Annotated in this window: 19 protein-coding genes and 1 pseudogene; 7 read left to right on the top strand and 13 right to left on the bottom strand. The window is 70.8% G+C overall.

The window, feature by feature from the left end; all coding sequences use genetic code 11:
• Positions 1 to 10: 10 nt before the first annotated feature.
• From SD460_RS31880 to SD460_RS47035, 9 genes and pseudogenes are all read right to left on the bottom strand, one after another.
• Positions 11 to 1,189, bottom strand: coding sequence for a Gfo/Idh/MocA family protein (locus SD460_RS31880; protein ID WP_290052142.1), 1,179 nt, complete (start codon positions 1,187 to 1,189; stop codon positions 11 to 13).
• A gap of 17 nt (positions 1,190 to 1,206) precedes the next feature.
• A complete protein-coding gene (locus SD460_RS31885; RefSeq protein ID WP_290052140.1) occupies positions 1,207 to 2,025 on the bottom strand; it encodes an SDR family oxidoreductase in 819 nt (272 codons plus the stop codon).
• Complete coding sequence (locus SD460_RS31890) at positions 2,022 to 3,689, bottom strand: GMC family oxidoreductase (RefSeq protein ID WP_290052139.1); 1,668 nt, start codon at positions 3,687 to 3,689, stop codon at positions 2,022 to 2,024. The genes SD460_RS31885 and SD460_RS31890 overlap by 4 nt, the downstream gene beginning before the upstream one ends.
• Complete coding sequence (locus tag SD460_RS31895) at positions 3,686 to 4,189, bottom strand: gluconate 2-dehydrogenase subunit 3 family protein (RefSeq protein WP_290052137.1); 504 nt, start codon at positions 4,187 to 4,189, stop codon at positions 3,686 to 3,688. The genes SD460_RS31890 and SD460_RS31895 overlap by 4 nt, the downstream gene beginning before the upstream one ends.
• 19 nt (positions 4,190 to 4,208) lie before the next feature.
• Positions 4,209 to 5,063: a sugar phosphate isomerase/epimerase family protein gene (locus SD460_RS31900; protein WP_290052134.1), complete on the bottom strand. Its 855-nt coding sequence runs from the start codon at positions 5,061 to 5,063 to the stop codon at positions 4,209 to 4,211.
• A gap of 19 nt (positions 5,064 to 5,082) precedes the next feature.
• Entirely contained in the window at positions 5,083 to 6,111 is a 1,029-nt protein-coding gene (locus SD460_RS31905) for a substrate-binding domain-containing protein (protein ID WP_290052132.1), read from the bottom strand.
• Complete coding sequence (locus SD460_RS31910) at positions 6,108 to 7,088, bottom strand: ABC transporter permease (RefSeq protein ID WP_290052131.1); 981 nt, start codon at positions 7,086 to 7,088, stop codon at positions 6,108 to 6,110. The genes SD460_RS31905 and SD460_RS31910 overlap by 4 nt, the downstream gene beginning before the upstream one ends.
• Before the next feature lie 2 nt (positions 7,089 to 7,090).
• Entirely contained in the window at positions 7,091 to 8,128 is a 1,038-nt protein-coding gene (locus tag SD460_RS31915; protein WP_438860856.1) for a sugar ABC transporter ATP-binding protein, read from the bottom strand.
• Positions 8,123 to 8,566: pseudogene (locus SD460_RS47035) on the bottom strand (ATP-binding cassette domain-containing protein); the annotation flags it as partial. The gene SD460_RS31915 and the pseudogene SD460_RS47035, both read right to left, overlap by 6 nt.
• 145 nt (positions 8,567 to 8,711) lie before the next feature.
• Here SD460_RS47035 and SD460_RS31920 point away from each other — a divergent pair.
• Positions 8,712 to 9,947 carry an ROK family transcriptional regulator gene (locus tag SD460_RS31920; RefSeq protein ID WP_290052126.1) on the top strand — a complete coding sequence of 412 codons (1,236 nt, stop codon included), beginning with the start codon at positions 8,712 to 8,714 and terminating at the stop codon, positions 9,945 to 9,947.
• A gap of 368 nt (positions 9,948 to 10,315) precedes the next feature.
• On the opposite strand, the gene SD460_RS31925 is transcribed toward SD460_RS31920, so the two are convergent.
• The 3 genes from SD460_RS31925 to SD460_RS31935 are packed head-to-tail and all read right to left on the bottom strand — an operon-like array spanning position 10,316 to position 14,348.
• Positions 10,316 to 10,879: a DJ-1/PfpI family protein gene (locus SD460_RS31925; protein ID WP_290052124.1), complete on the bottom strand. Its 564-nt coding sequence runs from the start codon at positions 10,877 to 10,879 to the stop codon at positions 10,316 to 10,318.
• A 12-nt stretch (positions 10,880 to 10,891) separates the two neighbouring features.
• Positions 10,892 to 11,974 (bottom strand): ricin-type beta-trefoil lectin domain protein, encoded by a 1,083-nt coding sequence (locus SD460_RS31930; protein WP_290052123.1) that lies wholly within the window; start codon positions 11,972 to 11,974, stop codon positions 10,892 to 10,894.
• A 16-nt stretch (positions 11,975 to 11,990) separates the two neighbouring features.
• Positions 11,991 to 14,348 (bottom strand): ricin-type beta-trefoil lectin domain protein, encoded by a 2,358-nt coding sequence (locus tag SD460_RS31935; protein ID WP_290052122.1) that lies wholly within the window; start codon positions 14,346 to 14,348, stop codon positions 11,991 to 11,993.
• 449 nt (positions 14,349 to 14,797) lie between these two features.
• Between SD460_RS31935 and SD460_RS31940 the strand changes: the two genes are divergently transcribed.
• The 6 genes from SD460_RS31940 (at position 14,798) to SD460_RS31965 (ending at position 24,097) form a co-directional block, all read left to right on the top strand.
• A complete protein-coding gene (locus SD460_RS31940) occupies positions 14,798 to 15,970 on the top strand; it encodes a ThuA domain-containing protein (RefSeq protein ID WP_438860562.1) in 1,173 nt (390 codons plus the stop codon).
• Positions 15,971 to 16,002: 32 nt separating this feature from the next.
• Positions 16,003 to 18,864, top strand: coding sequence for a PQQ-dependent sugar dehydrogenase (locus SD460_RS31945; RefSeq protein ID WP_290052121.1), 2,862 nt, complete (start codon positions 16,003 to 16,005; stop codon positions 18,862 to 18,864).
• The gene (locus SD460_RS31950) at positions 18,861 to 20,171 is read left to right on the top strand and encodes an extracellular catalytic domain type 1 short-chain-length polyhydroxyalkanoate depolymerase (RefSeq protein ID WP_318307155.1); all 1,311 of its coding nucleotides are present in this window, start codon (positions 18,861 to 18,863) and stop codon (positions 20,169 to 20,171) included. Before SD460_RS31945 ends, SD460_RS31950 begins: the two co-directional genes overlap by 4 nt.
• A gap of 21 nt (positions 20,172 to 20,192) precedes the next feature.
• On the top strand, positions 20,193 to 21,536 hold the full coding sequence (locus SD460_RS31955) for an RICIN domain-containing protein (protein ID WP_290052118.1): 1,344 nt from the start codon (positions 20,193 to 20,195) through the stop codon (positions 21,534 to 21,536).
• Between the two features lie 61 nt (positions 21,537 to 21,597).
• Positions 21,598 to 22,617 carry a LacI family DNA-binding transcriptional regulator gene (locus tag SD460_RS31960; RefSeq protein WP_290052116.1) on the top strand — a complete coding sequence of 340 codons (1,020 nt, stop codon included), beginning with the start codon at positions 21,598 to 21,600 and terminating at the stop codon, positions 22,615 to 22,617.
• A gap of 43 nt (positions 22,618 to 22,660) precedes the next feature.
• Complete coding sequence (locus tag SD460_RS31965; protein WP_290052114.1) at positions 22,661 to 24,097, top strand: arabinofuranosidase catalytic domain-containing protein; 1,437 nt, start codon at positions 22,661 to 22,663, stop codon at positions 24,095 to 24,097.
• 69 nt (positions 24,098 to 24,166) lie between these two features.
• Here the strand turns inward: SD460_RS31965 and SD460_RS31970 are convergent, their stop codons facing one another.
• Entirely contained in the window at positions 24,167 to 25,405 is a 1,239-nt protein-coding gene (locus tag SD460_RS31970; RefSeq protein WP_290052112.1) for an extracellular catalytic domain type 1 short-chain-length polyhydroxyalkanoate depolymerase, read from the bottom strand.
• Positions 25,406 to 25,408 lie beyond the last annotated feature (3 nt).

Consider the following 25,408-nt stretch of genomic DNA (forward strand, 5'->3'; position numbering starts at 1 on the left):
TGCGGCAACGTCAGGCCGCGGCCCACGGCGGCTCGACGTCCTGTGCCAGCTCGACGACGTGCGGTTTCGCGTCGGACAACGTCCACTCCGGCAGGTACACCCGCTCGCCGCCGCGGAGGGCGGACTCGTGGGACAGGATGCCGGCGCAGGTGATGTTCGCGGCCTGCACCGCGTTCGGGTAGGGCTCGGCCTCACCGAGCACGGACATCAGCAGCCGGTGCGCCAGGTGCGGGTGGGAACCACCGTGCCCGCCGCCCTGGACGAACGAACGGTGCTCGGTCTCGCCGTCGTCGGTGTACACACCTGCCGTGGTGAACGAGCGGATCTCCTCGGGCAGCCGGTGCGCGAAGTCGGGTACCTCGACCCGCTCGGGCGTCTCGCCGAGGTACAGCACGTGGGCGGCGTCCTCGGTCTGGGCCCATTCGAAGGAGCGGATCGAGCCGTAGACGTCGAAGCTCTCCCGGTACTCGCGGGCGACGGCCCACAGGTGCCGGGTGACCTCGGCGACGACGTCGCTGTCCAGGAACTTGATGTGCGTCGACTCGATCGCGTAAGGCGAGCCGTAGGCGTCCTTCATGCGGTCGAACACCGAGCCCGAGCCCAGGCACTGCACGTACTCGGCCTGGTGCCCGGCGAGCGCGAGCGTCGGGCTGATCGCGTGGGTCGCGTTGTACATCGGCGGCATCCCGTCCCAATAGGACGGCCAGCCGGTCATGTCCTGGTGGTGCGAGGCACGGAAGAACTGGAGCCGGCCGAGCCGGCCACCGAGGTAGTTCTGCTCGAGGAAGAAGAACTCGCGGCTGTACACCGTGGTCTCCATCATCATGTACGTCAGCCCGGTGCGCCGCTGCGCCTCGACGATCCGGCGGCAGTCGTCCACCGACGTGGCCATCGGGATGGTGCAGCCGACGTGCTTGCCGGCTTCCAACGCGGCGACGACCTGGTCGGCGTGCAGCTGCAGCGGGGTGTTGATGTGGATGACGTCGATGTTCGGATCCGCCAGCATCCGCGCGTAGTCGGTGTAGCGCACGTCGACGCCGTAGCGGTCGCCGACCTCGTTCAGCTTCGACTCGGTGCGCTGGCAGATCGCGTACATCTCGGCGTGGGGGTGCCGCTGGTAGATCGGGATGAACTCCGCGCCGAACTCCAGCCCGACGATGCCGACGCGCAGCACCTTCTCCGAAGACATGCCTTGCCCTTTCTGGTTCATTTCTTGCTTTCGCCGGCGTCGACGGTCAGTTCCAAGCCGGTGATCATGCGCGCCTCGGCCGAGAGCAGCCAGAGCACGGCGGCCGTCGAGTCGCCGATGCCGAGGTCACCGGGCAGCAGCTGCCCGGCCCGGAACCCCGCCAGCAGGTCTTCGCGCGGCACCTGGTTCAGCTCGACCATCGCGGTGGTCATCTCGGTGTCGATGCCGCCGGGGTGCACGGTGTTGCACCGGATGCCGTACGGGCCGAGTTCGGCGGCGAGCGACGCGCTCAGCCCGCGCAACGCCATCTTCGCCGCGACGTAGTGCGCGAGCCGCGGGACCGGTTTGATGCCGACGCCCGAGCTGATCAGCACCAGCGCCGACCCGGCTCCCCGCTCGATGAGCCGCGGCACAGTCGCGTGGCAGGTGTGGAAGACGCCGGTGAGGTTGATGTCGATCATGGTCCGCCAGTGCGCCGGCGGCAGTTCCCAGGTGCGGTGGAAGCCGTCGGTGATGCCCGCGTTCGCGATCACGTAGTCGATCCCGCCGAGCCGGCGGACGGTCTCGTCCGCGGCCCGCACCAACGACGCGTGGTCGCGAACGTCCGCTTCGAACACTTCGGCCCGGCGGCCGAGCGCCACGATCTCCGCCCGGGTGGCTTCGAGGTCGTCGATCGTCGCGGTGCGGTACGGCGGGTTCGCCACCGTTCCGGCGCGGCCCAGGTCGAGCAGCGCGACGTCCGCGCCCTCGGCGGCGAGCCGCACGGCGTGACTCCGGCCCTGGCCACGCCCCGCTCCGGTGACGAAGGCGACCTTGCCGTCGAACCGGCCGCTCACCCCCGCTCCAGCAGGTGCTCGGCGCTCAGGTAGGCGAGCGCCTGGATCGTCTGGTTCGGGTTGTACCCGCCGTAGCTGACGAACTGCCCGCCACCGATCGCGAACAGGCCGCGGCATTCGTGCACCTCGCCGTAGACGTTCGTGACCGAGGTCGCCGGGTCCTCTCCCATGCGGTGCACGCCGACGTCGTGGGTGGACAGGTGGTACGGCGGCCGCGGGGCGTCCGTCCAGTAGTCCTTCGCACCCATTTCGCGGGCGATCTTTTCCTTGTAGCGGCCCATGAGCGTGACGGAGTTGGCGTCGTGGGCTTCCCAGTCGTGCGTGATCCGCAGCGCGGGCTGGCCCCAGCGGTCCTTGACGTTCGGGTCGAGGTCGCAGTAGTGGCGGGGGTGCGGGAAGTTCGTGGTCTGCGAGTACATCCGGTGCAGGTGCAGGTAGTTGTCGCGCAGCCAGTGCTTGAGCGACAGGCCCCACTTCGGCACCTTCGGGTCCATCAGGTGGTAGGCCTCGATGGGCTGCAGGTCCCCGGTGACGCTGATGATCGGCGAACCCCAGAGCACGCCGAGGTCGTTGTCCGGCACCAGTTCCGAGGTGTAGTCGTCGATCGCGCTGGAGGCGTTGAACGTGCCGAGGAACGGGTTCGTCGGCTCGGGCAGGACGGAGGTGAACCAGCCGAAGTTGTGCGTCATGAAGTTCCGGCCGACCTGGCCGTCGCGGTTGATCCCCGAGACCAGCAGCAGGCGCACGTTCTCCAGGGCGTAGGCGGTCAGCACCACCAGGTCGGACCGGACCTCGTGCGCGGTGCCCGTCGCGTCCACGTAGGTCACTCCGGTGACCCGGGAACCGTCGCCGGTCCGGTGGATCCGCAGCACCCGGCTCAACGGGCGCAGGTCGAGGTTCCCGGTCGCCTTGGCGGCCGGCACCGAGGTGACCTGCGTGGTCGACTTCGCGCCCACGTGGCAGGGATAACCGTGGCAGAACCCGCAGTTCACGCAGGCGGGCCGGCCGCGGTACTCGGTCGAGTTGATCGCCAGCGGCTGCCGGAACGGGTGCAGCCCGAGACGCCGGGCCGCCTCGACGAACGGCACGTCGCCCGGCCCCTGGGTGACCGGCGGCATCGGGTAGTCGTGCTCGCGAGGCGGCCCGAACGGGTTGTCCGCGGCCCGGCCCGAGATGCCCTGTTCCCGTTCGACCTTCTCGTAGTACGGCTCGAGATCGGCGTAGCTGATCGGCCAGTCCGCCAGGGTGCCCTCCGGCAGCGCCTCCTTGCCGAACCGCTCGGCGATCGCCGAGCGCATCCGGAAGTCGGCTTCCCGGAACCGGTACGCGGCGCAGCCCCAGTGGAGCGTGCCGCCCCCGGTGCCGATCGAGGGCAGGCCGTACAGCGGCTCGTCGGAACCGAGTTCGCCCGCGGACCACGGCAGCACGCTCGCCGTCTGGTTCTCCCCGGCCCGCCAGGTCACCGGGTCGACGTCGACCCCGGCGACGATGGCACCGCGCTGGTAGTACCGCAGCTCGTCCTGCTTCACCAGGAAGTCTTCCTGGGTGTAGTCCGGCCCCTTGTCCAGGCCCAGCACCCGCAGTCCCGCCTTGGTCAGCTGTTCGGCGATGATGCCGCCGGACGAGCCCATCCCGACGACGATCGCGTCGAAGCGCTCGGTCACCGCGCACCCCCGATCCGTGCGTAGAGGTCCTTGATGGTGAGCAGCGGGATCTCCCGGGCGTCGACGCCCGGGCGCATCTGCTCGGCCGAGTAGCCCCACTGCGCTCCCGGGAAGCCGACGAGCTTCCACCCGGCGAGGCCGCGGTTGCCGCCGTACGCCGGGTCGCCGAAGAACCCCTGGACGGTGTGCTCGCGCACGATCCGGAAGAACCGGCCGGCGAAGTCCGGGCTTTCGGCCAGCGTGGCCACGATCTCGCGCCGCGTTTCGGCGTCGAGGTCCGCGAAGGTGACGTCCCCGCTCAGCTCGCGCAGGGCGATCAGCCCCGCCCGGTAGACCGGTTGCAGGTCACGCAGGAAGCCGGCCAGCGAGCGGTCGATGTACTCGACGACACCAGCTTCGCTCGCCCCCGGCGAACCCTCTTCGCCGGGCAGGATCTCCTCGACCAGCGCGTCGAGGACGGCCGCTTCCTCGCGGTTGAGGAACAGCAGTGGGTGGTCCATCTTGTCTTTCTCCCGTGCTTCAGGAACTGATGCGGGCCTTGGTCCTGGCTTCGACCAGCGGGCGCAGGTACTCGATCGAGGTGCGCGCGTCCTCGTCCGGCTCGATGCCCCGGCGGTGGAAGCCCGTCTCCATCGTCAGGTAGCCGTCGTAGCCGGTGTCGAGCAGGGCGTCCACAAGGGACGGGAAGTCGCCGACGCCGGAACCGGGCGGGAGGCGCTCGCTGTCGGCGATGTGGATGTGCTTGAGGTGCTCGCCCATCTTGTAGACGTAGTCGCTGAGCACCTCACGCCGGTACAGCACGTGGAAGGTGTCGAACATGAGCTTCACGTTGTCCCGGTCGACGTCCTCCATCAGCTCGATCGCGTCGTCGGCGCTCTCGCAGAGGTTCGTGTCGTGGGAGGTCGGCTCGATGACCAGGGTGACGCCGGTGTGCGCGATCGAGTCGGCGATCTCGGTGAGGCATTCACGGCTCCACTTCAGCGCCTGCCGCCGCGAGGTGCCGAAGATGATCCAGCCGGGCAGGTAGATCAGCGTCTTGCCACCCCACTGCGCGGTCAGCTCCGCGAGCTCCTTGTAGTGCTCGACGGTCGCCCGGCGCTCTTCGGCGATGGGGGAAGCGGGGTTGTTGCCGGGACCACCGGACGGCGCGGGGAGCATGCTCGACAACGAGAGCCCGTGCTCGTCGAGCAGGTCCTTGACCTGGGCACGCCGGTCGGCCGAGAGGTGCGGCGGGTAGGCGTGCGGGGCGGCGGCGCCGATCTCGATGCCGTCGTAGCCGAGCCCGGCGATGCGCTTGATCGTCTCGTCGAGGGTGTAGGAGGGCACCCAGACGAAGAAGCTGGAGTAGGCCCAGGTGTTGTAGGAGATCTTCACTGCGTTGGTTCCTTTTCTGTTACTGCGGAGGCCGGCCGAGGAACCGGCCGACGTTGGTGCGGTCGATGAGGGTCGAGGCGAGCTTGATCCGGGGCGCGAGCGGCTCGCCCGCGCAGAGCTTCGCGGCGGCGATCGCGGCTTCCTTGGCCACGAGCGGATAGCCGACCGTGGCGGTGAGCGAGCCCGCGGAGATCCGGTCCAGCGCGTCGGCCTCACCGTCCACGCTGAACACCTTGATCTCGTTCTGCCGACCGGCTTCCCGGATCGCCTGCAGCGCACCGAAGGTCATCTGGTCGTTGTGCGAGTAGACGGCCTGGATCTGCCCGTGCGGGAAGCGCTGCAGCAGGTCTTCCATCACCTTGAGCCCGTCGGCGCGCTTGTAGTTGGCCGTCTGGGTCGCGATGATCCGGACGCCGGAACCGGCAATGCCCTGCCGGAAGCCGGCGCCGCGGGTGATGGTGGGGGAGGCGCCCAAGCTGCCGGACAGCTCGACGACCCCGCCGCGGCCGCCCAGCGCCTGGACGACGGCCTTGCCGTCGGTGACCCCGGCTTCGACGTTGTCGGAGCCGATGTAGCTGGACACGTCGCCGTCCACCTGCCGGTCGGCGGTGATCACCTTGACCCCGGATCGGGTGGCCTGCGCGACGATCCCGCGCAGGGCGGCAGTGTCCTGCGGCGAGATGACCAGGACCCGCACGCCACCGGCGAGCATGTCGGACACCTGGTTGACCTGGGCTCCCGCGTCGCCCTGGGCGTCGGACACGCTCACCTTCATGCCCGGCAGGAACTTCCGGGCGAAGTCCGGGAAGATCTGGGTCGTCTTCGCGCCGTAGGGAAAGGCCGTGCTGTTCCAAGAGACCCCGACGGAACAGTGCACAGTGGACGGATCGGCGTGCAGGACCAGCGCGCCCCGGCAGTCGGCCTCGCAGTAGACGCTGGGGGCCAGCCGGTCGCCGAGCTCGTCGGTCACCGGCGTCCCGTCGTGGGGGACCGTCGTGCAGCCCGCGGCGAGCAGCGCCAGGCTCAGCGCCGCCAGCCGGGCCTTCACGACTGCCTGCCCTTGCGGCGCCGGACCGCCTGCACGGCCAGCAGCACCGCCACGAGGATCACCGCGCCCTTGACGATCTGCTGGTCGAAGGGCGAGACCCCGATCAGGTTCAGCACGTTGGCCAGCACCGCGAGCAGCAGCGCGCCGAACACGGTGCCGACCGCGCCGCCGATACCGCCGGCGAGGCTGGTTCCGCCGATCACGACCGCGGTGATCGCGTCCAGGTTGGCCAGGCCACCGGCGGTCGGGTCACCGACCCCGAGCCGCGCCGCGCTCATGATGCCGGCCAGCCCGGCGCACAGGCCGCTGAGCGCGTAGGCCAGCACCAGCGTCCGGTCGGTGCGCACCCCGGAGAGCCGCGCCGCTTCCATGCTGCCGCCGATCGCGTAGAGGAACCGCCCGAACGGCAGGTAGCGCAGGGTCAGCACGCCGATGACGGAGACGAGGAGGAAGATCACGAACGGCCCGGGGATCCCGAGGACGTCGCCGCTGCCCATCAGGGTGAAGAACCCGCTGGCGGTGTCGAACGACTTCGGGCCGCCGTTGGTCAGGCGCAGCGACAGGCCCTGCATCGCGACCATCGTCGCGAGGGTCATGATGAACGGCTGCACGCCGAACCGGGCGACGCCGAGGCCGTTGAGCACCCCGACGCCCGCGCCGACCAGCAGCGACAGCACGACCGCGAGGGGCAGGACCATCCCGGCGTTCAGGAACAGCGCGGTGGTCACCCCGGTCAGGGCGAGGGTCGCGCCGACCGACAGGTCGATGCCGCCGGTGAGGATCACGAACGTCATGCCGATCGCGATCACCCCGACGACCGCGGACTGGCGGCCGACGTTGAGCAGGTTGGCGGGCTGGAAGAACAGCGGTACCGCGATCGCCACCACGGCGATGACGACAGCGGCGATGAGCAGCGGCAACCAGTTGCGCCGCACTCTCAGCGTCAGGGCCGGCATCCGGCCGGCTTCGATGGCCACGGCTATCGCCCTCCAACGGCGTGGGACATGATTTCCTCCTCGGTGGCGGTGCCGCCGGGCAGTTCGGCGGTGACTTCGCCTTGGTGCATCACGAGAATCCGGTCGGAGAGCGCCAGCACCTCGGGCAGTTCCGACGAAATGACGATGATCGCGAGGCCCTGCGCACACAGGTCCCGGATCAGGGTGTAGATCTCCTGCTTGGCGCCGATGTCGATGCCGCGCGTGGGTTCGTCGAGGATCAGCACGTCCACGCCCGCCTCGAGCCACTTGGCGAGCACCACCTTCTGCTGGTTGCCGCCGGAGAGCGTGCCGACCGGGGCCTGCGGGCCCGGCGTCTTGATGCGGAGCTTTTCGATGTGCCGCCGGGCGACGGCGTGGTCGGTCGCGGGCCGCACCGTGCGGCGCCCGCGTTTGAGCAGGCTGACCAGCGAGATGTTGGTGGCGCAGGACTGACCCACGACGAGCCCCTGCGTCTTGCGTTCCTCCGGCACCAGACCGATCCCCGCCTTGATCGCCTGCAGCGGGTCGGTGATCCGGACGGTCTTTCCGTGCACCCGCACGGTTCCGGTGTGCGGGTCGGCGCCGAAGATCGCGCGGGCCAGCTCGGTCCGCCCCGCGCCGCGCAGCCCGGCGATGCCGAGCACCTCGCCGGCCCGGACCGAGAACGAGATGTCCGACAGCACCCCGGGCCGGGACAAGCCTTCGACCTGGAGCACCGGCTCGCCGAGCCGGGCACCCGGTTCGCGGGTGCCGCGCACGAAGTCGCGGCCGACCATCCTTGAGACCAGCTCGTCGTGCGTCGTGTCCGCGATCGCGCCCTCGCCGGTCAGTTCGCCGTCCTTGAGCACGACGTACCGGTCGGCGAGGCCGAAGACCTCGTCCAGGCGGTGCGAGACGAAGATGACGCTCACCCCGCGCCGGGTCAGGTCGCGCACGAGCGCCAGCAGCCGGTCGACGTCGGCGCCGCCGAGCACGGCGGTCGGTTCGTCGAGGATGAGCACGCGGGCTCGGCGGCGCAGGGCCTTCGCGATCTCGATCATCTGCTTGTCGGCGACGCTGAGCTCCCGCACCCGCTGGTCGGGCGAGACGGTCAGGCCCAGTTCGGCGAGCAGGGCGGCGGCCTCCCGGCGCGCCGCCCGCCAGTCGATGCGGCCGCGGCCGGGATAGCTGTTGAACAGCAGGTTCTCGGTGACGGTGAGCTCGGGGAACAGGCTCAGTTCCTGGTAGACGGTCGCGATGCCGAGCGCCTCCGCGCCGGCCGGACCGTTGATCGCGACCGGGTCGCCGTCGAGGAAGACCTCGCCGCCGTCCGGTGCGTGCGCGCCGGAGAGGATGCGGATGAGGGTGGACTTGCCGGCGCCGTTCTCGCCGATGAGCGCGAGCACCTCGCCGGCCTGCAGGGAGAAGCCGACGTCCCGCAGAGCTTGGGTGCCGCGGAACGCCTTGGTCAGGCCGCGTACGGCCAGGCGGGCCGCCACTTACCCCACCCCCGGCGTCGGGACGCGGGTGACAGCGCTGTCCTCCGTGGATCTTGTCATGCGGCGAGCGTAAATTCTGCTGGCGAGAGCCAAAATAGGCCAGATTTATTTCTTTTTCGACATAATTAGGGCTAGGATCCCAGCCATGGGCTCCCTGTGGACTGAAGTCGGCATCCTGCTCGAGGAGCAGAGCCTGGCCCCCGACGCGCACGCCGCGCGGAGTGTCATCGCCCGGCTGATCGCGGACGACGCGCAGGTCAGCCGCAGCAGGCTGGTGCGCACCACGGGCCTGGCGCGCTCCACGGTGGACAAGCACCTCGAGGTGCTGCTCGACGCCGGGCTGATCGAGGACGCCGGGCTGGGCAAGCAGGACGCGCGCGGCCGCCCGGCGCAGATGTTCCGGGTCAGTGCCGCCAAGGGTGTCGTCCTCGTGGCCGAGGTGTCCCCGCGCCGGTCCCGGGTCGCGCTGACCACGCTGGACAAGGAGGTCGTCGGGCGGCGTGAGCTGGCGATCGACGTGGAAGCGGGCCCCGAAGTGCTGCTGGCCGCGCTCGTCGAGCAGTTCGAAGCCCTGCTGGCGGAGAACGGTCTCACGAAGGAGGACGCGCTCGCGATCTCGGTCGGCCTGCCCGGGCCGGTCGATTCGCACCTGGGCATCGCCGTGCGGCCGCCGCTGATGCCCGGCTGGGACGGTTTCGGCGTGTGCCGGTTCCTCGCCGAACGGCTCGGGTGCGACGTGGTCGTCGACAACGACGTGAACCTGATGGCACTGGGAGAGGCCCGGTCGCTGAAGGGCGCGCACCTGCCGCTGCTGCTCGTCCACATCGGGCCTGGCGTGGGAGGCGGCTTCGTCGGCGAGAACGGCCGGCTCCTGCACGGCGCGGACGGCGCCGCCGCGGACATCGGGCACATCCGCGTGCCCGAGCTGCCCGACGCGCTGTGCCGCTGCGGAAACCGCGGCTGCCTCGAAGCCATCGCCTCGACCGGCGCCATCGCGGCCCGGCTCGACCTGAGCGAGGACGACCTGATGGCCTCGGTGATCCGCGGCGAGGCGAACACGGTCAGCGTGGTCCGCGAAGTGGCCATCGTCGTCGGCCGGGTGATCGCCGACCTGGTCAACTTCTGCAACCCGGCGCGAATCGTGCTCAGCGGGCCGATCGCCCAGTGCACCGAAGAGGTGCTGGCGCAGGTCCGCAGCGTGGTCTACCAGCAGTCCCGCCCGCTCGCCACCCGCAACCTGTCGCTGGTGCACAGTTCACTGGGCGACGAGGCAGGCCTCATCGGCGGCATGGTGTCGGCGATCGAGCAGGTGCTTTCCCCGCGGGGGATCGCTTATCACACCCGGCCGCAGGACTCGCCCATGCTGCCGCTGGGGTTGTGACCGTCGACCGGCGACCGTCGACCGCGGGCCGCCGACTGCCCGACTGTCCACCGCGGATCGCCGACCGCCGGGTGGCGACCGCCGACTGCGGACTGCCGACCGCGGCCTCTGACTGCCGACTGTCGACAGCGGGCCGCCGACTGCGGACTGTCGACCGCGCACCGCCGACCGCCGACTGCGGACAGCAGGGCTGCCGACCGGCGACCACGGACCGCCGGCCGGTGACTGTCGACCGGCGACTGTCGCCGGTCGACCGCGGGCTCCGACCGCCCGACCGCCGACTGCCCGACTGTCCACCGCGGACCGCCGGCCGCCGGGTGGCGACCCGGAAGCCGCCGCGGGCCAGTCGGGGACGGCACCTCGGGCGGCTACCGGGCCGGGGTCTGCTTCTCGAGTAGCCGGAGGAAGGCGCGGGACCACTCGGGCAGGTCGGGCCAGCCTCGGCAGGACACCATCGGGCCGTCGACGACGTCCGGTGCGTCGGCGAACGTGGCGCCCGCCTGCTCCATGTCCACCTTCAGTGGCGGGAACGCCGCCGTGGTGCGGCCGCGCAAGAGACCCAGTGCCGCCGGAACCTGCGCGCCGTGGCAGATCGTGCCGATCGGGAGCTGCCTCTCGAAGAAGTGGGTGACGATCCGGGCCACTTCGGGGTCGGTCCGGAGGTACTCCGGTGCGCGGCCGCCGGGGATCACGAGGGCGTCGAAATCGCGCGGGTCCACGTCGGTGAACGGCAGGTCGGCCGGGAGCAGGTGCCCCGGCTTCTCGGTGTAGGCGTCCCACCCGGGTTCGAAGTCGTGGACCACCAGGTGCACGGGGCGCGCCGCCGGGGCGGCCACGACGGCCTCGTGGCCGCCTTCGCGCAGGCGGAAGATCGGGTACATCGAGTCGAGCTCCTCGGCGGCGTCGCCGACCAGGACCAGCACCCGGGCCATGTCTTTTCCTCCCTAACGCAACGTCCACCGCTGGTTCGCCTGCCCGCTGCAGGCCCAGAGGACCAGCTGAGTGCCGTTGGCGGTGCCCTGGCCGTACGCGTCGAGGCAGAGACCCGACTGGACGCCGGTGATCGTGCCGTTGGCGTTGACGGTCCACTGCTGGTTGGTCTGGCCGTGGCAGTCCCACACGATCACCGGGGTCCCGTTGGCCGTGCCGTGGCCGGACGCGTCGAGGCACTTGGTCCCGCCGACGGTCAGCGTCTGGCCGACTCGGGTCCACGCCTGGCCGGCCTGCCCGCCGCAGTCCTGCAGCCGCACCTGGGTGCCGTTGGCTGCGCCGGCGGCGTCGGCGCAGCGGCCCGACTGGGCGCCCACGATCTGGCGGGCCGTCGACGTCCCCGGGGTGCCGATGCTGCCGGACACCGACTGCAGCGCGCCGAACCAGGTGGCGGCCATCTTGTCGTACCCGGTGGCCGTGGGGTGGATGCCGTCGATCAGGTCGCCGGTGGTCACCGCGGAGTGCATGTCGACCAGGTGCACGTGCTTGCCCGCGTTCTGGTTGCTCTGCACGATGCCGGGGATCGTGGCGTTGAACGTGCGGACCGCGGACTCCTGCCCGGAGTTGGCGAGCGGGATGATCGTCGCGACGAAGACCTCGGCGTCCGGTGCCGTCGCGGTGATGTGGTCGATCAGCCCGGACAGCCGGGCGGGTGCGCGGCCGACGTCGTAGTTCTGCAGGACGTCGTTGGTACCGATGTGCAGCAGGACCGTGTGCGAGCCGGTGTTCCGCAGCCAGGTGACGACGTTCGCGTCGATCTGGTCGATGCGCCAGCCCGGGTGGCCCTCGTGGTCGTGGTCGCCGAGAGTGGCCGGGCCGTTGTACTGCGAGCCGGTGAAGTCGACCTGGTAGCCGCCCGCGCTCAGGCGCTGCCACAGCCCGATCCGGTAGCCGCCGGGTACCTGCGTGCCTTCGGTGATGGAGTCGCCGAGCGGCATGACCCGGACTCCGCCGTTGGAATCGGCGGCTGCCGGGGTGCCGGGGAGCAACGCGCCGAGGAACAGGGCCGTCGCGGCCGCGATGAATCGGATTCTCATGGCTCTCCTCGATCGTTCAGCCGAAGGCCCACTTCTGGTTGGCTTGCCCGGTGCAGGTCCACAGCCGGACGGTGGTACCGCCGTCGGGCACGTCCAGGCACAGTCCGGATTGGACACCGGTGACGGTGCCGGCCGAGCCGGCCTGCCAGCGCTGGTTGGCCCCGCCGTTGCAGGTCCAGATGACGACCTTGGTGCCGGGGGTGGTGCCCTGCCCGGACGCGTCCAGGCAGCGGGTGCTGTCTCCGCTGTAGACGGTCAGTTCCCCCGCGCTCGTCCGGGTCCAGGACTGGTTGGTCCCGCCGGTGCACTCCCAGATCTGCACCTGGGCGCCGGGGGTGGTGCTGACGCCGTTGACGTCGAGGCACTTGCCCGAACCGGCCGCGCGCACCGGGCTCGCGGCCGAACCGGTGCCGATGGGGCCCGCGCCGGCGATCACCTGCTGGGCGCCCGGCGGCCAGGCGGTGCCGCTCACCTGGACGTTGCCGCTGAGGACGTTGTTGTGCGGTGACCCGGTGGCCACGTTGGTCGCGCCGCCGTTGTACCAGTTGCCGCTGAAGGTGCTGTCGTTGGTGTTGTTGCTGCCACTGGCGTTGGTGAAGGCCCACACCCCGGAGTCCTGGATCACGTTGGCCGACAGGGAAACGTAACGGGAGCCTTCGTCCAGGTACAGGCCGACCGTGTGGTTGTTGTCGTAGACGTGGTTGTGGTCGATGGAGCTGCCGGGGTTGGCGGAGAGGTTGTAGATGCTCCCGCCGTCGTGCATGAGCTTCTTCGTGCCGTGCACCCGGTTGTAGCTGACGACGGTGTCCCGCAGCGTCGTCGCGGTGGAGTACACGGGCTGGTAGTTGTAGAGGCCGCGGTTGCGGTAGTCCTGGCTGCCGCCCGGGTCGTTCGCGCCCCAGCCCCAGCCGACGTCGATGCCGTCGTAGGTCAGGTTCGCCACGTCGTTGTGCGTGATCACCGCGTGCGTGACGTAGGTCGAGAGGATGCCGGCCATCTCCCGGTAGTCCAGGGCGACCCGGCTCACCGTGTTGTTCGACAGCGTGATGTCGCGGTTGGTCATCGCCGGGTCCGGCGGGTGGTGGGCGTCCGGCCGCACGCCGCCGACGACGATGCCCGCGCCCGAGTCCTCGGTGAAGGTGTTGCGGTCCACGGTGATCGCCGACGCACCGAGGCCGACGCCGGACGCGTGCGCGTTCGCGTCGTTGCCGATGCCCAGCGCCACCTGCCCGAGGTGGGTGAAGGTGTTGCCGCGGAACGTGATCCCGGTGGCGGCCGAGACCTGGACGGCGGCCGGCGCCTGCGCCCAGCTGTTGCGGGCGCCCTCGAACAGCGGGCAGCCCGACTGGCACGAGCTCAGGAAGTCGCCCGGCATGGTCGCCGCGGCCGGGAGGAACGTGCCGCTCTGCTGGTTGGCGTAGCCGGTCGACGTGCCCGGCGTGAGCCAGGTGGTGTGCTCGAAGTGCAGGCCGCTGAACGTGAGGCCGCGCACCGGATTGTCGTAGCTGCCGCTGATCCGCAGCAGCGACGTCAGCCGCGGCAGTTCGACGTCGTGGCTGCCGGGCACCCAGCCGCTCGGCGCCTTGTAGTAGAGCTTCCCGGCCTCCGGGTCGAGGTACCACTGGCCGGTGTTCTTGAGGAACGAGTAGGAGTTCTCCAGGAACAGCTGGCCGCCGCCGAAGGGACTGGCGAGGGTGTCGTAGCCCCAGTTGTTGTTGTTCCACGCGGGTTGCTGCATGACGATCGAAGTGCCGCTGACGTGGTCGACGGGGGAGTACCGGTCGGTGAAGGAGTTCTGGCTCTCCACCTCGATCCGGTTCTGCCGCGGCACCGTCGCGAGGTAGTTCAGCGCGGAGTTGACGATGGTCAGCCCGGACGTCGTGATCCGCACGTCGCCGCGCGAGATCGGGATCGACGCGCGCGGCGCCAGCGCCCCGTCCACGAACAGCTGCCGGGAGTCGGCGCCCGGCGGCACGGACGCCACCCAGATGTTCTGGGCCGCGTCCTGCACCGCCCAGCCGGTGACCGGCGAGCCGCCGGACAGGATCGGCGTCTGGCCGGGCGCGGCCTGCCAGGTGACGGTGTGGCCGTTCTGGCCCGAGTCGGCGCTGGTGAACGTCAGCGGGGCGGAAAGCCGGTACGTTCCGCCGTCGAGCTGCACGACGACATCGCCGGCGGCGGCCTGGGCGCGCGCCAGCTGCTGCGCCTTGGCCGGGGTGGCGACCGGCAGGCCGGGCGTGCCGGGGTTGGCGTCGTCGCCGGTGGGTGCCACGGCGATGGTGACGGTCGCGGCGGAGGCGGGCGGCGCGGCGAGCGCGGTCACCAGGAGGGCGGTGATGAGGGCGGCGGCCACGGATCCGGTGCGCGGCGACATGGCGAGGATACCTCTCCGGGGACGGGGTTTCGATCCTCTACAGTGGACAGTCGAAGCGGCGAAGATGTGTACGACTCATACGAGGTCAACACCGGTCCGGCGTCAAGGGACGAACGGATGCCTCGACGTCGTTCGATGATTTCACCTGCGGGAATGCATGTAATTTTCATTCCGGGCGGCTTCGGTGTTGACCGGACGGGCAGGCGGCGCGGTACAGTCACTGGTCGGCGCCCAGTGAGTCGTACTCATCGGCGATCCGCATCCCTGCGCGCATTCCTTTGTGGACCTTCGGGGCAGGCGCGATCCCGTTGCCCGTGAGTAAGTTTCACCGCACATTGACCTTTGCCGCCCACCGCTTCTATCTTGGCTCTTGCCCGTTTCGTTCGGTGACCGGACGATTTCGCGGCGCGCACCCCGCGCGCTCCCGCCACTCCTGAAGAGGAGTACTCGTGACGACGCTGTCTCGTGCTCTCCGTGCGGCTGCCCTGATCGCCGCCGTGGTCCTGGGCTTCGCGACACCCGTGGCCGCCGCGCCCGCGGCCGCTTTCAAGGTCCTGGTGTTCTCCAAGACCACCGGCTTCCGGCACGACTCCATCCCCGCCGGGATCGCCGCGATCCGGCAACTGGGGCAGCAGAACGACTTCGCGGTCGACGCCACCGAGGACGACGCGGTGTTCACCGACGCCGGCCTCGCCCCGTACGCCGCCGTGGTCTTCCTGTCCACGACCGGCGACCCGGTCGGCACGCAGGCCGCGAAGGACGCCTTCCGGCGGTACATCGAGCGCGGCGGCGGGTTCGCCGGCATCCACGCCGCCTCCGACAGCGGGTACGACTGGGCCTGGTACGGCCAGCTCGTCGGCGCCTACTTCAAGCAGCACCCCGCGCAGCAGAACGCCGTCGTGAAGGTCGAAGACGCGAACCACCCTTCCACGCAGGGGTTGCCGGCCCAGTACACCCACTACGACGAGTGGTACGACTTCCGGGTCAACCCGCGCTCGTCCGTCCACGTCCTGACCACCGTCGACGAATCGAGCTACTCGGGCGGCACGATGGGCGCGGACCACCCGACCACGTGGTGCCACGACTTCGACGGCGGCCGCGCCTGGTACACCGGCATGGGCCACACGAGCGAAAGTTTCAGCGAACCGAACTTCCTGCACCTGCTGCTGGGCGGGATCCGGACCGCGGCCGGTGCGGTCTCCGCCGACTGCTCGGTGACCACCACGCCGCCGCCGTCGGGCAAGCAGATCGTGGGCGCGCAGTCGGGCCGGTGCCTGGAGGTGCCGAACGCCTCGACGGCGAACGGGACCCAGGTGCAGCTGCGGGACTGCGCCGGCCAGGCCGCCAACCAGCAGTGGACCTACACCGGTGCCAAGCAGCTGACGGTCTACGGGAACAAGTGCCTGGACGCCTCCGGCCGGGGAACGGCCAACGGCACCCCGGTGATCATCTGGGACTGCACCGGGCAGCCGAATCAGCAGTGGAATGTTAGCGCGAACACGATCACCGGTGTTCCCTCGAACCGGTGCCTCGACGCCTCCGGCCGCGGCACGGCCAACGGTACGAAGATCATCCTGTGGTCCTGCGGCGGGCAGGCCAACCAGCAGTGGACCCTGCGGTGAACCGCCGGCCGCCCGCCTCGAGGAGGCCCGTCATGCCCGGATCTTCCGCACTGCGCCGCGGCGCGCTGGCGGTGGTCGCGGTCTTGGCCGCCGCCCTGGTCCCGGTGCTCACGACCCCGGTGGGACCGGCCGCCGCGGCGGCGCTGCCGCCGGACTCGAAGTTCCAGAAGGTCACGCTGCACACCGAGACGTCCAACCCGATGGCGCTCGACGTGGCCCCGGACGGGCGCGTGTTCTACATCGACCGACTCGGGGACGTGAAGGTCGTCAAGCCCAGCGGCACCACGGTCCTCGCGACGCACCTGAACGTCTTCACGGCCAACGAGTCCGGCGGGCTCAACATCGCGCTCGACCCGGGGTTCGCGACCAACCGGTGGGTCTACGTCTACTACTCGCCGAACAGCGGCGGCAACGTCGACCGGCTGAGCCGGTTCACCGTCAGCGGCGACACGATCGACCAGTCGACCGAGAAGGTCGTGCTGGACGTGCCGGTGCAGCGCGCCGAATGCTGCCACCACGGCGCGGGCCTGGTCATCGACAAGAAGAACGGGAACCTGTGGTTGTCGCTGGGCGACAACACCAACCCGTTCGCTTCCGACGGCTACAGCCCGCTCGACCAGCGGTCGGGACGCGCGTACTGGGACGCCGAACGCACGGCGGGCAACACCAACAGCCTGTCCGGCAAGGTGCTGCGGATCCACCCGGAGGCCGACGGCACCTACACGATCCCCTCGGGCAACCTGTTCGTGCCCGGCACGGCCGGCACGCGCCCCGAGATCTACGTGATGGGTGAGCGCAACCCGTTCCGGATGGGCCTCGACCCGAAGACCGGCTACCCCCTCGTCGCCAACTACGGTCCGGACGCGCCGAACGCCAGCTCGAGCCGCGGCCCGCAGAACACCGTGGAATGGGACGTCGTCAGCAAGCCCGGCAACGCCGGCTGGCCGTTCTGCGTCGGCCCGAACCTGGCCTACCACCAGTACAACTTCGCCACCGGCGCGTCCGGCGCGCAGTTCGACTGCGCCGGCGGTCCCACCAACAGCTCGCCCAACAACACCGGCCTGACCAAGCTGCCGCCGGCCATCCCGGCTCAGGTGTACTACCACTACCAGGCCGACCCGGCGCACTTCCCGCAGCTGTCCGGCGGGGCGCCGATGGCGGGCCCGGTCTACCGGTTCGACCCGAACCTCGCCTCCACCCGCAAGTGGCCGGCGGACTTCGACGGGCGCGCGGTCTTCGCCGAGTGGAACACCAGCTCGATGTACACCTTCCAGCTCGACAGCGGCGGCACGGCCGTCACCTCCATCGACGCGCTGCTGCCTTCGGTCGAGTTCAACCGGCCGATGGACTTCGAGTTCGGCCCGGACGGCGCGCTCTACGTGGTCGAGTGGGGCACCGGGTACGGCGGCGGCAACAGCGACGCGGCCATCGTCCGGGTCGACTACCTCGGCGGCGGTTCGGCCGCGCCGGTCGCGAAGGCGGCCGCGGACCGCACCAGCGGGCCCGCCCCGCTCACCGTGAACTTCTCCAGCGCCGGCTCGGCCGACCCGGGCGGCTCGACGCTGCGGTACAGCTGGAACTTCGGGGACGGCACGACGTCCACCGCGGCGAACCCCAGTCACACCTACGCCGCCGGCAACTACACGGCGGTGCTCACCGTGACGAACGCGGCGGGCGCCACCGCGACCGCGAGCGTCGCCGTCACCTCGGGCAACACGGCACCGGCGGTCACCATCACGACCCCGCCGGCGGGCGGCCTGTTCGAGTGGGGCGACAAGGTGAACTTCGCCGTCACGGTCAGCGATCCCGAGGACGGGACGATCGACTGCGCGCAGGTGACCGTCCAGGCCTACCTCGGCCACGACGAACACGGGCACCCGCTCGAGCAGTACCACGGGTGCACCGCCCAGGTGCAGACCACGCTTTCCTCGGGGCACAGCGAAAACGACAACCTCTTCTACGTCGTGGAAGCGTCCTACACGGACAAGGGCGGAGCCGGGGGAGCCGCCCCGGTCACCGGCCGCGCCCAGGCGCTCCTGCAGCCCAAGATGAAGCAGGCCGAGTTCTTCGGCGCCACCGGCCGCACCGCGGACGGGAAGGGCACCGACACCGCGGGCGTCACCGTGGAAACCGCGACGGACCCGGCCGGCGGCGGCAGCAGCGCGGCGTTCATCCAGGACGGCGACTGGTGGTCCTTCGACCCGCTGGCTCTCGACAACACCACCGGGCTGCACGTCCGGGCGTCGTCGGGCGGCTCCGGCGGCACGCTGGAGGTGCGCCGCAACGCGCCGGACGGCGCTCTGGTCGCCTCGGTGCCGATCACCGGCACCGGCGGCTGGCAGAACTGGCAGGACTTCGCGGTCGGCCTCTCGAGTCCGCCCACCGGGACCGGGAAGCTCTACTTCGTGGCCCGCAACCCCTCCGGCCAAAGCGGAGCCGCCTACCTGTTCAACGTCAACTGGGTCCACTTCACCGGCTCCGGTGTCGGCCAGCCCGGCACTCCGCCGTCCGGCAAGCAGATCGTGGGGACCCCGTCCGGCCGGTGCGTGGAGGTGCCGAACTCGTCGACGGCCAACGGAACACAGGTGCAGCTGCGGGACTGCGGCGGCCAAGCCAACCAGCAGTGGACCTACACCAGCGCCAAGCAGCTGACGGTGTACGGCAACAAGTGCCTGGACGCGTCCGGGCAGGGCACGGCCAACGGCACCCCGGTGATCATCTGGGACTGCCACAACCAGGTGAACCAGCAGTGGAACGTCAACGGCAACGGCACGATCACCGGCGTCCAGTCCGGATTGTGCGTGGACGCGAACGCGCAGGGCACGGCGAACGGCACGAAAGTCATCCTCTGGTCCTGCGGCGGCCAGGCCAACCAGCACTGGAGCTTGCGATGAAACGGCTGCTCGCCTTCCTCCTCCTGGTGCCGCTGGCGGTGGTGTTCGTGGTCGCGACCGCCCGTCCGGCCGCGGCCGCCGCGTTGACCCGCGTCACCGGCTTCGGGGCCAACCCGACCAACCTCGGCATGTACCTGTACGTGCCGGACAACGTGGCGCCCCGGCCCGCCCTGCTCGTGCTGGTGCACTACTGCGGTGGTTCGGCGAGCGCGATCTTCACCGGCAACGGGCACGACTACGCGACGGCCGCCGACCGGTACGGCTACCTCGTCGTCGTCCCCGAGGCGACCCGGGACGGCCACTGCTTCGACGTGTCCACGAAAGCGGGCTTGACTCGTGACGGCGGCAGCGACACCACCGGCATCATGGCGATGGTGGCCTGGACCCGCCAGCACTACGACGTGGACCCCGGCCGGATCGTGGTCAGCGGCTTCTCGTCAGGCGCCATGATGACGAATGTCCTGGCCGCGCAGTACCCCGATGTTTTCTCCGCCGGTTCCGCGTTCTCCGGGGTGCCCGCGGGGTGCTTCGCCACCACCGACGGCTCGCTCTGGAACAGCCAGTGCGCGGGCGGCAACGTCGTCAAGTCCGCGCAGCAGTGGGCCGACCAGGCGCACGCCATGTACCCCGGTTACGCCGGTGCGTATCCCCGGATGCAGCTGTGGCACGGGAACCAGGACACCACCCTGGCGTACCCGAACTACGGCGAAGAGATCAAGCAGTGGACGGCGTTGCGCGGGGTGAGCCAGACGCCGTCCGCCACCGATCACCCGCAGTCGTCCTGGACGCGGAACCGCTACGGTGACTCCGTCGAAGGCATCACCGTCGCCGGGACCGGCCACACCCTGCCGCAGGCCGGGATGATCGCGTACGCGATCTCCTTCCTCGGCCTCGACGCCGGCGGCGGGACGAGCACCGGCGGCCCGGTGCGGTCGGTGGCCGCGGGCCGGTGCCTCGACGTGCCGGGCCAGTCGACCACCCAGGGCACGCGAACCCAGGTCTGGGACTGCCACGGCGGCGCGAACCAGGCGTGGACGACCACGGCGGCCGGGGAGCTGACCGTCTACTCCGGTGGCTCACTGCGGTGCCTGGACGCCGAGGGCGCCGGGACCACACCCGGCACGGCCGCGATCATCTGGCCCTGCCACGGCGGAGCCAACCAGAAGTGGCGGATCGACTCCGGCGGCAGCGTCACCTCGACGCAGTCCGGACTGTGCCTGGAGCTCGCGGGCTCGACCGCGAACGGCACCGGCGTGCGGCTCGGGACCTGCACCCACGCCACCACCCAGCAATGGACCCGGAACTGACCGGGGAAAGGAGCGCACGCGATGAGGTTCGGACGTTTACTGGTGTCCTTCGCGCTCGGTGCGCTGCTGGCCGCGCCCGGGCCCGCCGAAGCCGCGGAGCCGGCGGTGACGGCGGCGACCGCGGGCTGTGGCCAGGCCCCCGGGCTCGCGAGCGGCACCCACACGATCTCCAGCGGCGGCCAGAACCGCAGTTACGTCCTGCGGGTCCCGGCCGGCTACGACAACGCTCACCCGTACCGGCTGTTCGTCGGGCTGCATTGGCGCGGCGGCACGGCCAACGACGTCGACTCGGGCGGGACCGACGGCTACAACTGGTCGTACTACGGGCTCCGGCGGCTGGCGGACAACGCGGGCAACACCACGATCTTCGTGGCACCCCAGGGCAACGGCAACGGCTGGGCCAACCCGGGCGGCCAGGACGTCACGTTCATCGACGACCTGCTGAGGCAGCTCGAGGCGGCCCTGTGCGTCGACACCTCGCAGGTCTTCGCGGGCGGGTTCAGCTACGGCGGCGCCATGAGCTACGCGCTCGCCTGCGCCCGGCCGGCGGTCTTCCGCGCGGTCGCCGTCTACTCCGGGGCCAACCTCAGCGGGTGCAGCGGCGGCACCCAGCCCGTCGCGTACATCGGCATGCACGGCACCGGGGACAACGTCCTGCCCATCGCTTCCGGCCGTTCGCTGCGCGACCAGTTCGTGCGGAACAACGGTTGTGCCGCGCAGAACCCGCCGGAGCCCGCGGGCGGCAGCCGGACCCACATCGTCACCGCCTACTCCGGCTGCCGGACCGGGTACCCCGTGGTCTGGGCCGCGTTCGACGGCGGCCACGACCCCGGCCCGCGCGACGGGTGCGCCTGCAGCGGCTGGCAGACCTGGACGTCGGGCGAGGTGTGGAAGTTCCTCACGCAGTTCGGCTCGTCGACTCCGCCGTCCGGGGCCCCGGTCCAGGTCGGGGTGAACTACACCCTGGCGGCCGAGCACAGCGGCAAGCTCCTCGACATCAGCGGCGTCTCCACCGCGGCCGGCGCCCTGCTGCAGCAGTGGCCGGCCACCGGCGGCCAGAACCAGCAGTTCGACTTCCTCGACTCCGGCGACGGCTACTACCGCGTCCGGGCCCGCCACAGCGGCCTCGTGCTCCAGGTGGCCGGCTCGGCCACCGGCGCGGACATCAGCCAGCAGCCGGACTCCGGAGCCGCCGCCCAGCAGTGGCGCGTGGTCGACCTGGGCGGCGGCGTGGCCGGCATGGTCAACCGCCTGAGCGGCCTGACGATGGACGTCTGGGGCGCCTCGACCGCCGACGGCGCGCGGATTTCCCAGTGGACGGCCACCGGCGGGGCCAACCAGCGGTTCCGGATCCAACGCGCTTGAGGCACCCCGGCGATATCCTCGAGCGAGCCCGCAAAGACAACGACGTCTTGGGAGAGCGAACGTGTCCTCCGTCGAGTTGCCCCAGCTCCGTCCGACCCTGGCCGACGTCGCGCGAGCGGCCGGGGTGTCGACCGCCACCGCGTCCCGCGTGCTCAACGGCTTTCCCCGGGTCCGGCCGAAGACCCGCAAGCAGGTGGAGTCGGCGATGTCGGCTCTCGGCTACGCCCGGCAGAGAGCCGCGCGGGCGACGGCGGGGCGCACCGGCTCGGTCGCGCTGGTCGTGTGCGAGGAGGTGCTGCGGCTGTTCGCCGACCCGTACTTCGCCCGCATCTCCGCCGGCGCCGGGAAGCAGCTGACCGAGGCGGGCCTGCAGCTGGTGCTGCTCACCGTGCCCGCGACGGAGAACTACGAGGCCCCGGTGGTCCGGTACCTCGACGGCGGCCACGTCGACGGCGCCCTCGTCGTCGGCATGCACGGGCGGCGCCCGCTCGACCTGGACTGGCTCGGCATCCCGGTGGTGTTCGGCGGGCGCCCGGTCCGGCCAGGGGGCTGCTCCTCCTACGTCGACGTGGACAACCGGGGCGGGGCGCAGCGGGCCACGCAGCGCCTCATCGACGCGGGACGGCGCACCGTGGCGACCATCGCCGGACCCCAGGACATGACCGCCGGCGTGGACCGCCTGCTCGGCTACCGGCAGGCGGTGGCGGGGGTCGGCCGCGGCGACCGCGGACTGGTGGTGTTCGGCGACTTCGGCCAGGCCTCCGGCGAGCACGCCACCACCCGCCTGCTGAGCCGCCGTCCGAACGTCGACGCCATCTTCGCCGCCTCCGACATGATGGCGGTCGGCGCGCTGCGCGCCCTGCACCGCGCCGGGCGGCGGGTGCCCGGTGACGTGGCCGTGATCGGGTTCGACGACCTGCCGATCGGCCGCCGGACGGATCCGCCGCTCACCACCGTGCGCCAGCCGATCGAGGAGATGGGCGCCCGGATGACGGGCGAGCTGCTCGCGATGCTCGACGGCTCGGCCACGCCCCGCTGCGCCGTGCTGGACACCAAGCTCGTCCTGCGCGCGACGGCTTGACCTTGATTGTGTTAGCGCTAACAACCTGAGTGCGGGAGGATTCGTGACGATTCGAGTCAAGCCGGTGCGCGCCATTTTGGTGGTGGCCGCCGTGCTGGCGGCCGCGCTGAGCGGCGCCCCACCGGCGTCCGCGGCGTCGACGTCCCTCACGAGCGTGGCGTCGGGGCGGTGCCTGAACGTGACGGGCGGCGCCGACACCCCGGGAACGGCGCTGGAGATCCGGGACTGCACCGGCCAGGCGAGCCAGTCCTTCGAGTTCACCTCCGCCGGTGAGCTGCGGGCACTGGGCGGAACGCGGTGCGTGGACGCCTACGGCAACCAGACCGCACCCGGCACGGCGGTGATCAGCTGGTCCTGCACGGGCGGGGCGAACCAGCAGTGGCGGCAGAACTCCGACGGGTCGATCACCGGCGTCCAGTCGGGGCTGTGCCTGGACGTGAACGGGGCCGGGACGGCGAACGGCACCGCCGTCATCCTGTGGACGTGCCACGGCCAGAGCAACCAGCGGTGGACCACGAACACCCCGCCACCGGCCGGCGCGGGCCCGTGCGACATCTACGCTTCGGGTGGCACGCCGTGCATCGCCGCGCACAGCACGGTCCGCGCGCTTTACGGCTCCTACACCGGAAATCTCTACCAGGTCCGGCGCGCGTCCGACAACACGACCCGGAACGTCGGCGCCGACGCCGGGGTCCAGGATTCCTTCTGCGCCGGCACTTCCTGCGTCATCACGGTGGTCTACGACCAATCAGGGCGGGGGAACGACCTGTGGTACCAGGGATCGACCGTGGTTCCCGGGTCCAGTCAGAGCAGTCCGGCGAAGGCGACCACGGAGTCGCTCACGGTCGGCAGCCGGAAGGCGTATTCCCTGTACATCAACCCCGGCAACAGCTACTGGCGCGACGGTCACCTGACCGGCGTGCCCACCGGCAGCGCGCCCGAGGGCATGTACATGGTGACCAGCGGGACGCACGTCAACAGCGGCTGCTGCTTCGACTACGGCAACAGCGAGACGACCCGGAAGGCCGACGCGGCCGGCGCGATGGACGCGATCAACTTCGGCAAGCAGTGCTGGTTCGGCGGGTGCTCCGGCAGCGGCCCGTGGGTGCAGGCCGACCTCGAATGGGGGCTCTACCCCGGCGGCAGCCAGACGTGGAACCCGAACCAGCGGGCGTTCACCGGCAAGTTCGTGACGGCGGTGCTGAAGAACAACGGGACGTCCCGGTTCGCCATCAAGGGCAGCGACGCCCAGTCCGGCAGCTTGACGACGCTCTGGGACGGCGGGCTCCCGAGCGGGTACAGCCCGATGAAGAAGCAGGGAGCGATCGTCCTGGGCAGCGGCGGTGACTGCTGCAAGCCCGGCGGCGGCGCGAACCTGAGCGCGGGGACCTTCTACGAAGGGGCGATGGTCGCGGGCTACCCGTCCGACGCGACCGAGAACGCGGTGCAGGCCAACATCGTGGCCGCCGGTTACCGCTGAGGCCACGTTCCCGGGGAGAACTGGACGCCCGAGCCGGCACGGCTCGGGCGTCCGGTTTTGTTCAGGGCGTCAGCGGAGGGAACAGGACTTGCCGTTGAGAGCGAAGGCCGAAGGTGCGGCCGCGTCACCGGTGTGGGTGGCCTGGAAGCCGATCGTGATCGAGGCGTTCGGCGCGAGCACCGCGTTGTAGGGCGCGTTCCGCGCGGTCACCTGACCCGACGCGGGGGAGTAGGTGGCACCCCAGCCGGAGGTGACGCGCTGCCCGCCCGGCAGGGTGAAGACCAGCGACCAGCCGTCGATCGCCGTGCTGCCGGTGTTCGTGAGGGTGAGGTTCTCCGTCAGGCCGGTGTTCCACGCGGACACGGTGGCCGTGACCGCGCACGAGCCGGCCGGGGTGACCGTGCCGGTCAGCCCGAAGAACGCGATGGCCTGGGCGGCCATGCCGGTGGCCGGGAGGCTGTGCCCGGCGCCCTGGATGCTGTACGCCTCGACCGTGTCGCCGTACCGGCGGCGTTGCCAGCCAGGCTGCGGGGTGTCGCTGGACGTCGGTGTTTGGCTCAGCCCGAACACGTCCGTCCACTGCTCGATCTCCTCCTGCAGCAGCGAGTAGGGCACGAGCGTGTCGGCGGTGCCGTGCCACAGCTGGACGCGCGGACGGGGACCGCTGTAGCCGGGATAGGCCTGGCGGACGGCGTCGCCCCACTGCTGCGGCGACCGGTTCATGCCGCCGCCCGTGCACTTGCTGACCCCGGGCGGGTAGTCGGCGGCGCCGGCGAAGCAGTCGAACGGCACGCCCATGAACGCCGCACCGGCCTGGAACACGTCGGGGTAGAGGGCGAGCATCTCGTTGGTCATCATGCCGCCGGAGGACGACCCGGTGGCGAAGACCCGGCTCGGGTCGCCGCCGTAGTGCTGTTCGGTGTAGGTCACCATCGAGACGATCGAGACCGGGTCGCTGCCGCCGCCGCGGTGCTTCGCCGCGTCGGACCAGGTGTCGAAGCACTTGCCGAAGCCGGCCTGCTGCTGGGCGCTGGGGTAGATGACGACGAACCCGTACCGGTCGGCCAGCGAGGCGAACTCACTGCCCGAGTGGAAGCCCGGGCCCGAGCCGCCGCAGCCGTGCATGGCGACCACGATCGCCGGCCGGGCCGGGTGCGAGTCCGGGACGTAGACGTGCATGCGCATCCCGCCCGGGTTGCTGCCGAAGTCGCTCACCTCCACCAGGGACGCGGCCGCCGCCGGCGGGGCGGCCGTCCCGGTGACGGCGAGCAGCAGAACGGCGGCGAGCGTCGTTTTCAGTCCGGCCATCGT

Origin of the sequence: Amycolatopsis solani, assembly GCF_033441515.1 — a bacterium.
GTDB classification, from domain to species: domain Bacteria; phylum Actinomycetota; class Actinomycetes; order Mycobacteriales; family Pseudonocardiaceae; genus Amycolatopsis; species Amycolatopsis solani.

Bases quoted from the DNA above. Each gene is read 5' to 3' on its own strand.
- SD460_RS31950 (WP_318307155.1), top strand. From the start codon at position 18,861: ATGAAACGGCTGCTCGCCTTCCTCCTCCTGGTGCCGCTGGCGGTGGTG.
- SD460_RS31930 (WP_290052123.1), bottom strand. From the start codon at position 11,974: ATGAGAATCCGATTCATCGCGGCCGCGACGGCCCTGTTCCTCGGCGCG.
- SD460_RS31925 (WP_290052124.1), bottom strand. From the start codon at position 10,879: ATGGCCCGGGTGCTGGTCCTGGTCGGCGACGCCGCCGAGGAGCTCGAC.
- SD460_RS31935 (WP_290052122.1), bottom strand. From the start codon at position 14,348: ATGTCGCCGCGCACCGGATCCGTGGCCGCCGCCCTCATCACCGCCCTC.
- SD460_RS31895 (WP_290052137.1), bottom strand. From the start codon at position 4,189: ATGGACCACCCACTGCTGTTCCTCAACCGCGAGGAAGCGGCCGTCCTC.
- SD460_RS31955 (WP_290052118.1), top strand. From the start codon at position 20,193: ATGAGGTTCGGACGTTTACTGGTGTCCTTCGCGCTCGGTGCGCTGCTG.
- SD460_RS31920 (WP_290052126.1), top strand. From the start codon at position 8,712: ATGGGCTCCCTGTGGACTGAAGTCGGCATCCTGCTCGAGGAGCAGAGC.
- SD460_RS31880 (WP_290052142.1), bottom strand. From the start codon at position 1,189: ATGTCTTCGGAGAAGGTGCTGCGCGTCGGCATCGTCGGGCTGGAGTTC.
- SD460_RS31945 (WP_290052121.1), top strand. From the start codon at position 16,003: ATGCCCGGATCTTCCGCACTGCGCCGCGGCGCGCTGGCGGTGGTCGCG.
- SD460_RS31915 (WP_438860856.1), bottom strand. From the start codon at position 8,128: ATGATCGAGATCGCGAAGGCCCTGCGCCGCCGAGCCCGCGTGCTCATC.
- SD460_RS31970 (WP_290052112.1), bottom strand. From the start codon at position 25,405: ATGGCCGGACTGAAAACGACGCTCGCCGCCGTTCTGCTGCTCGCCGTC.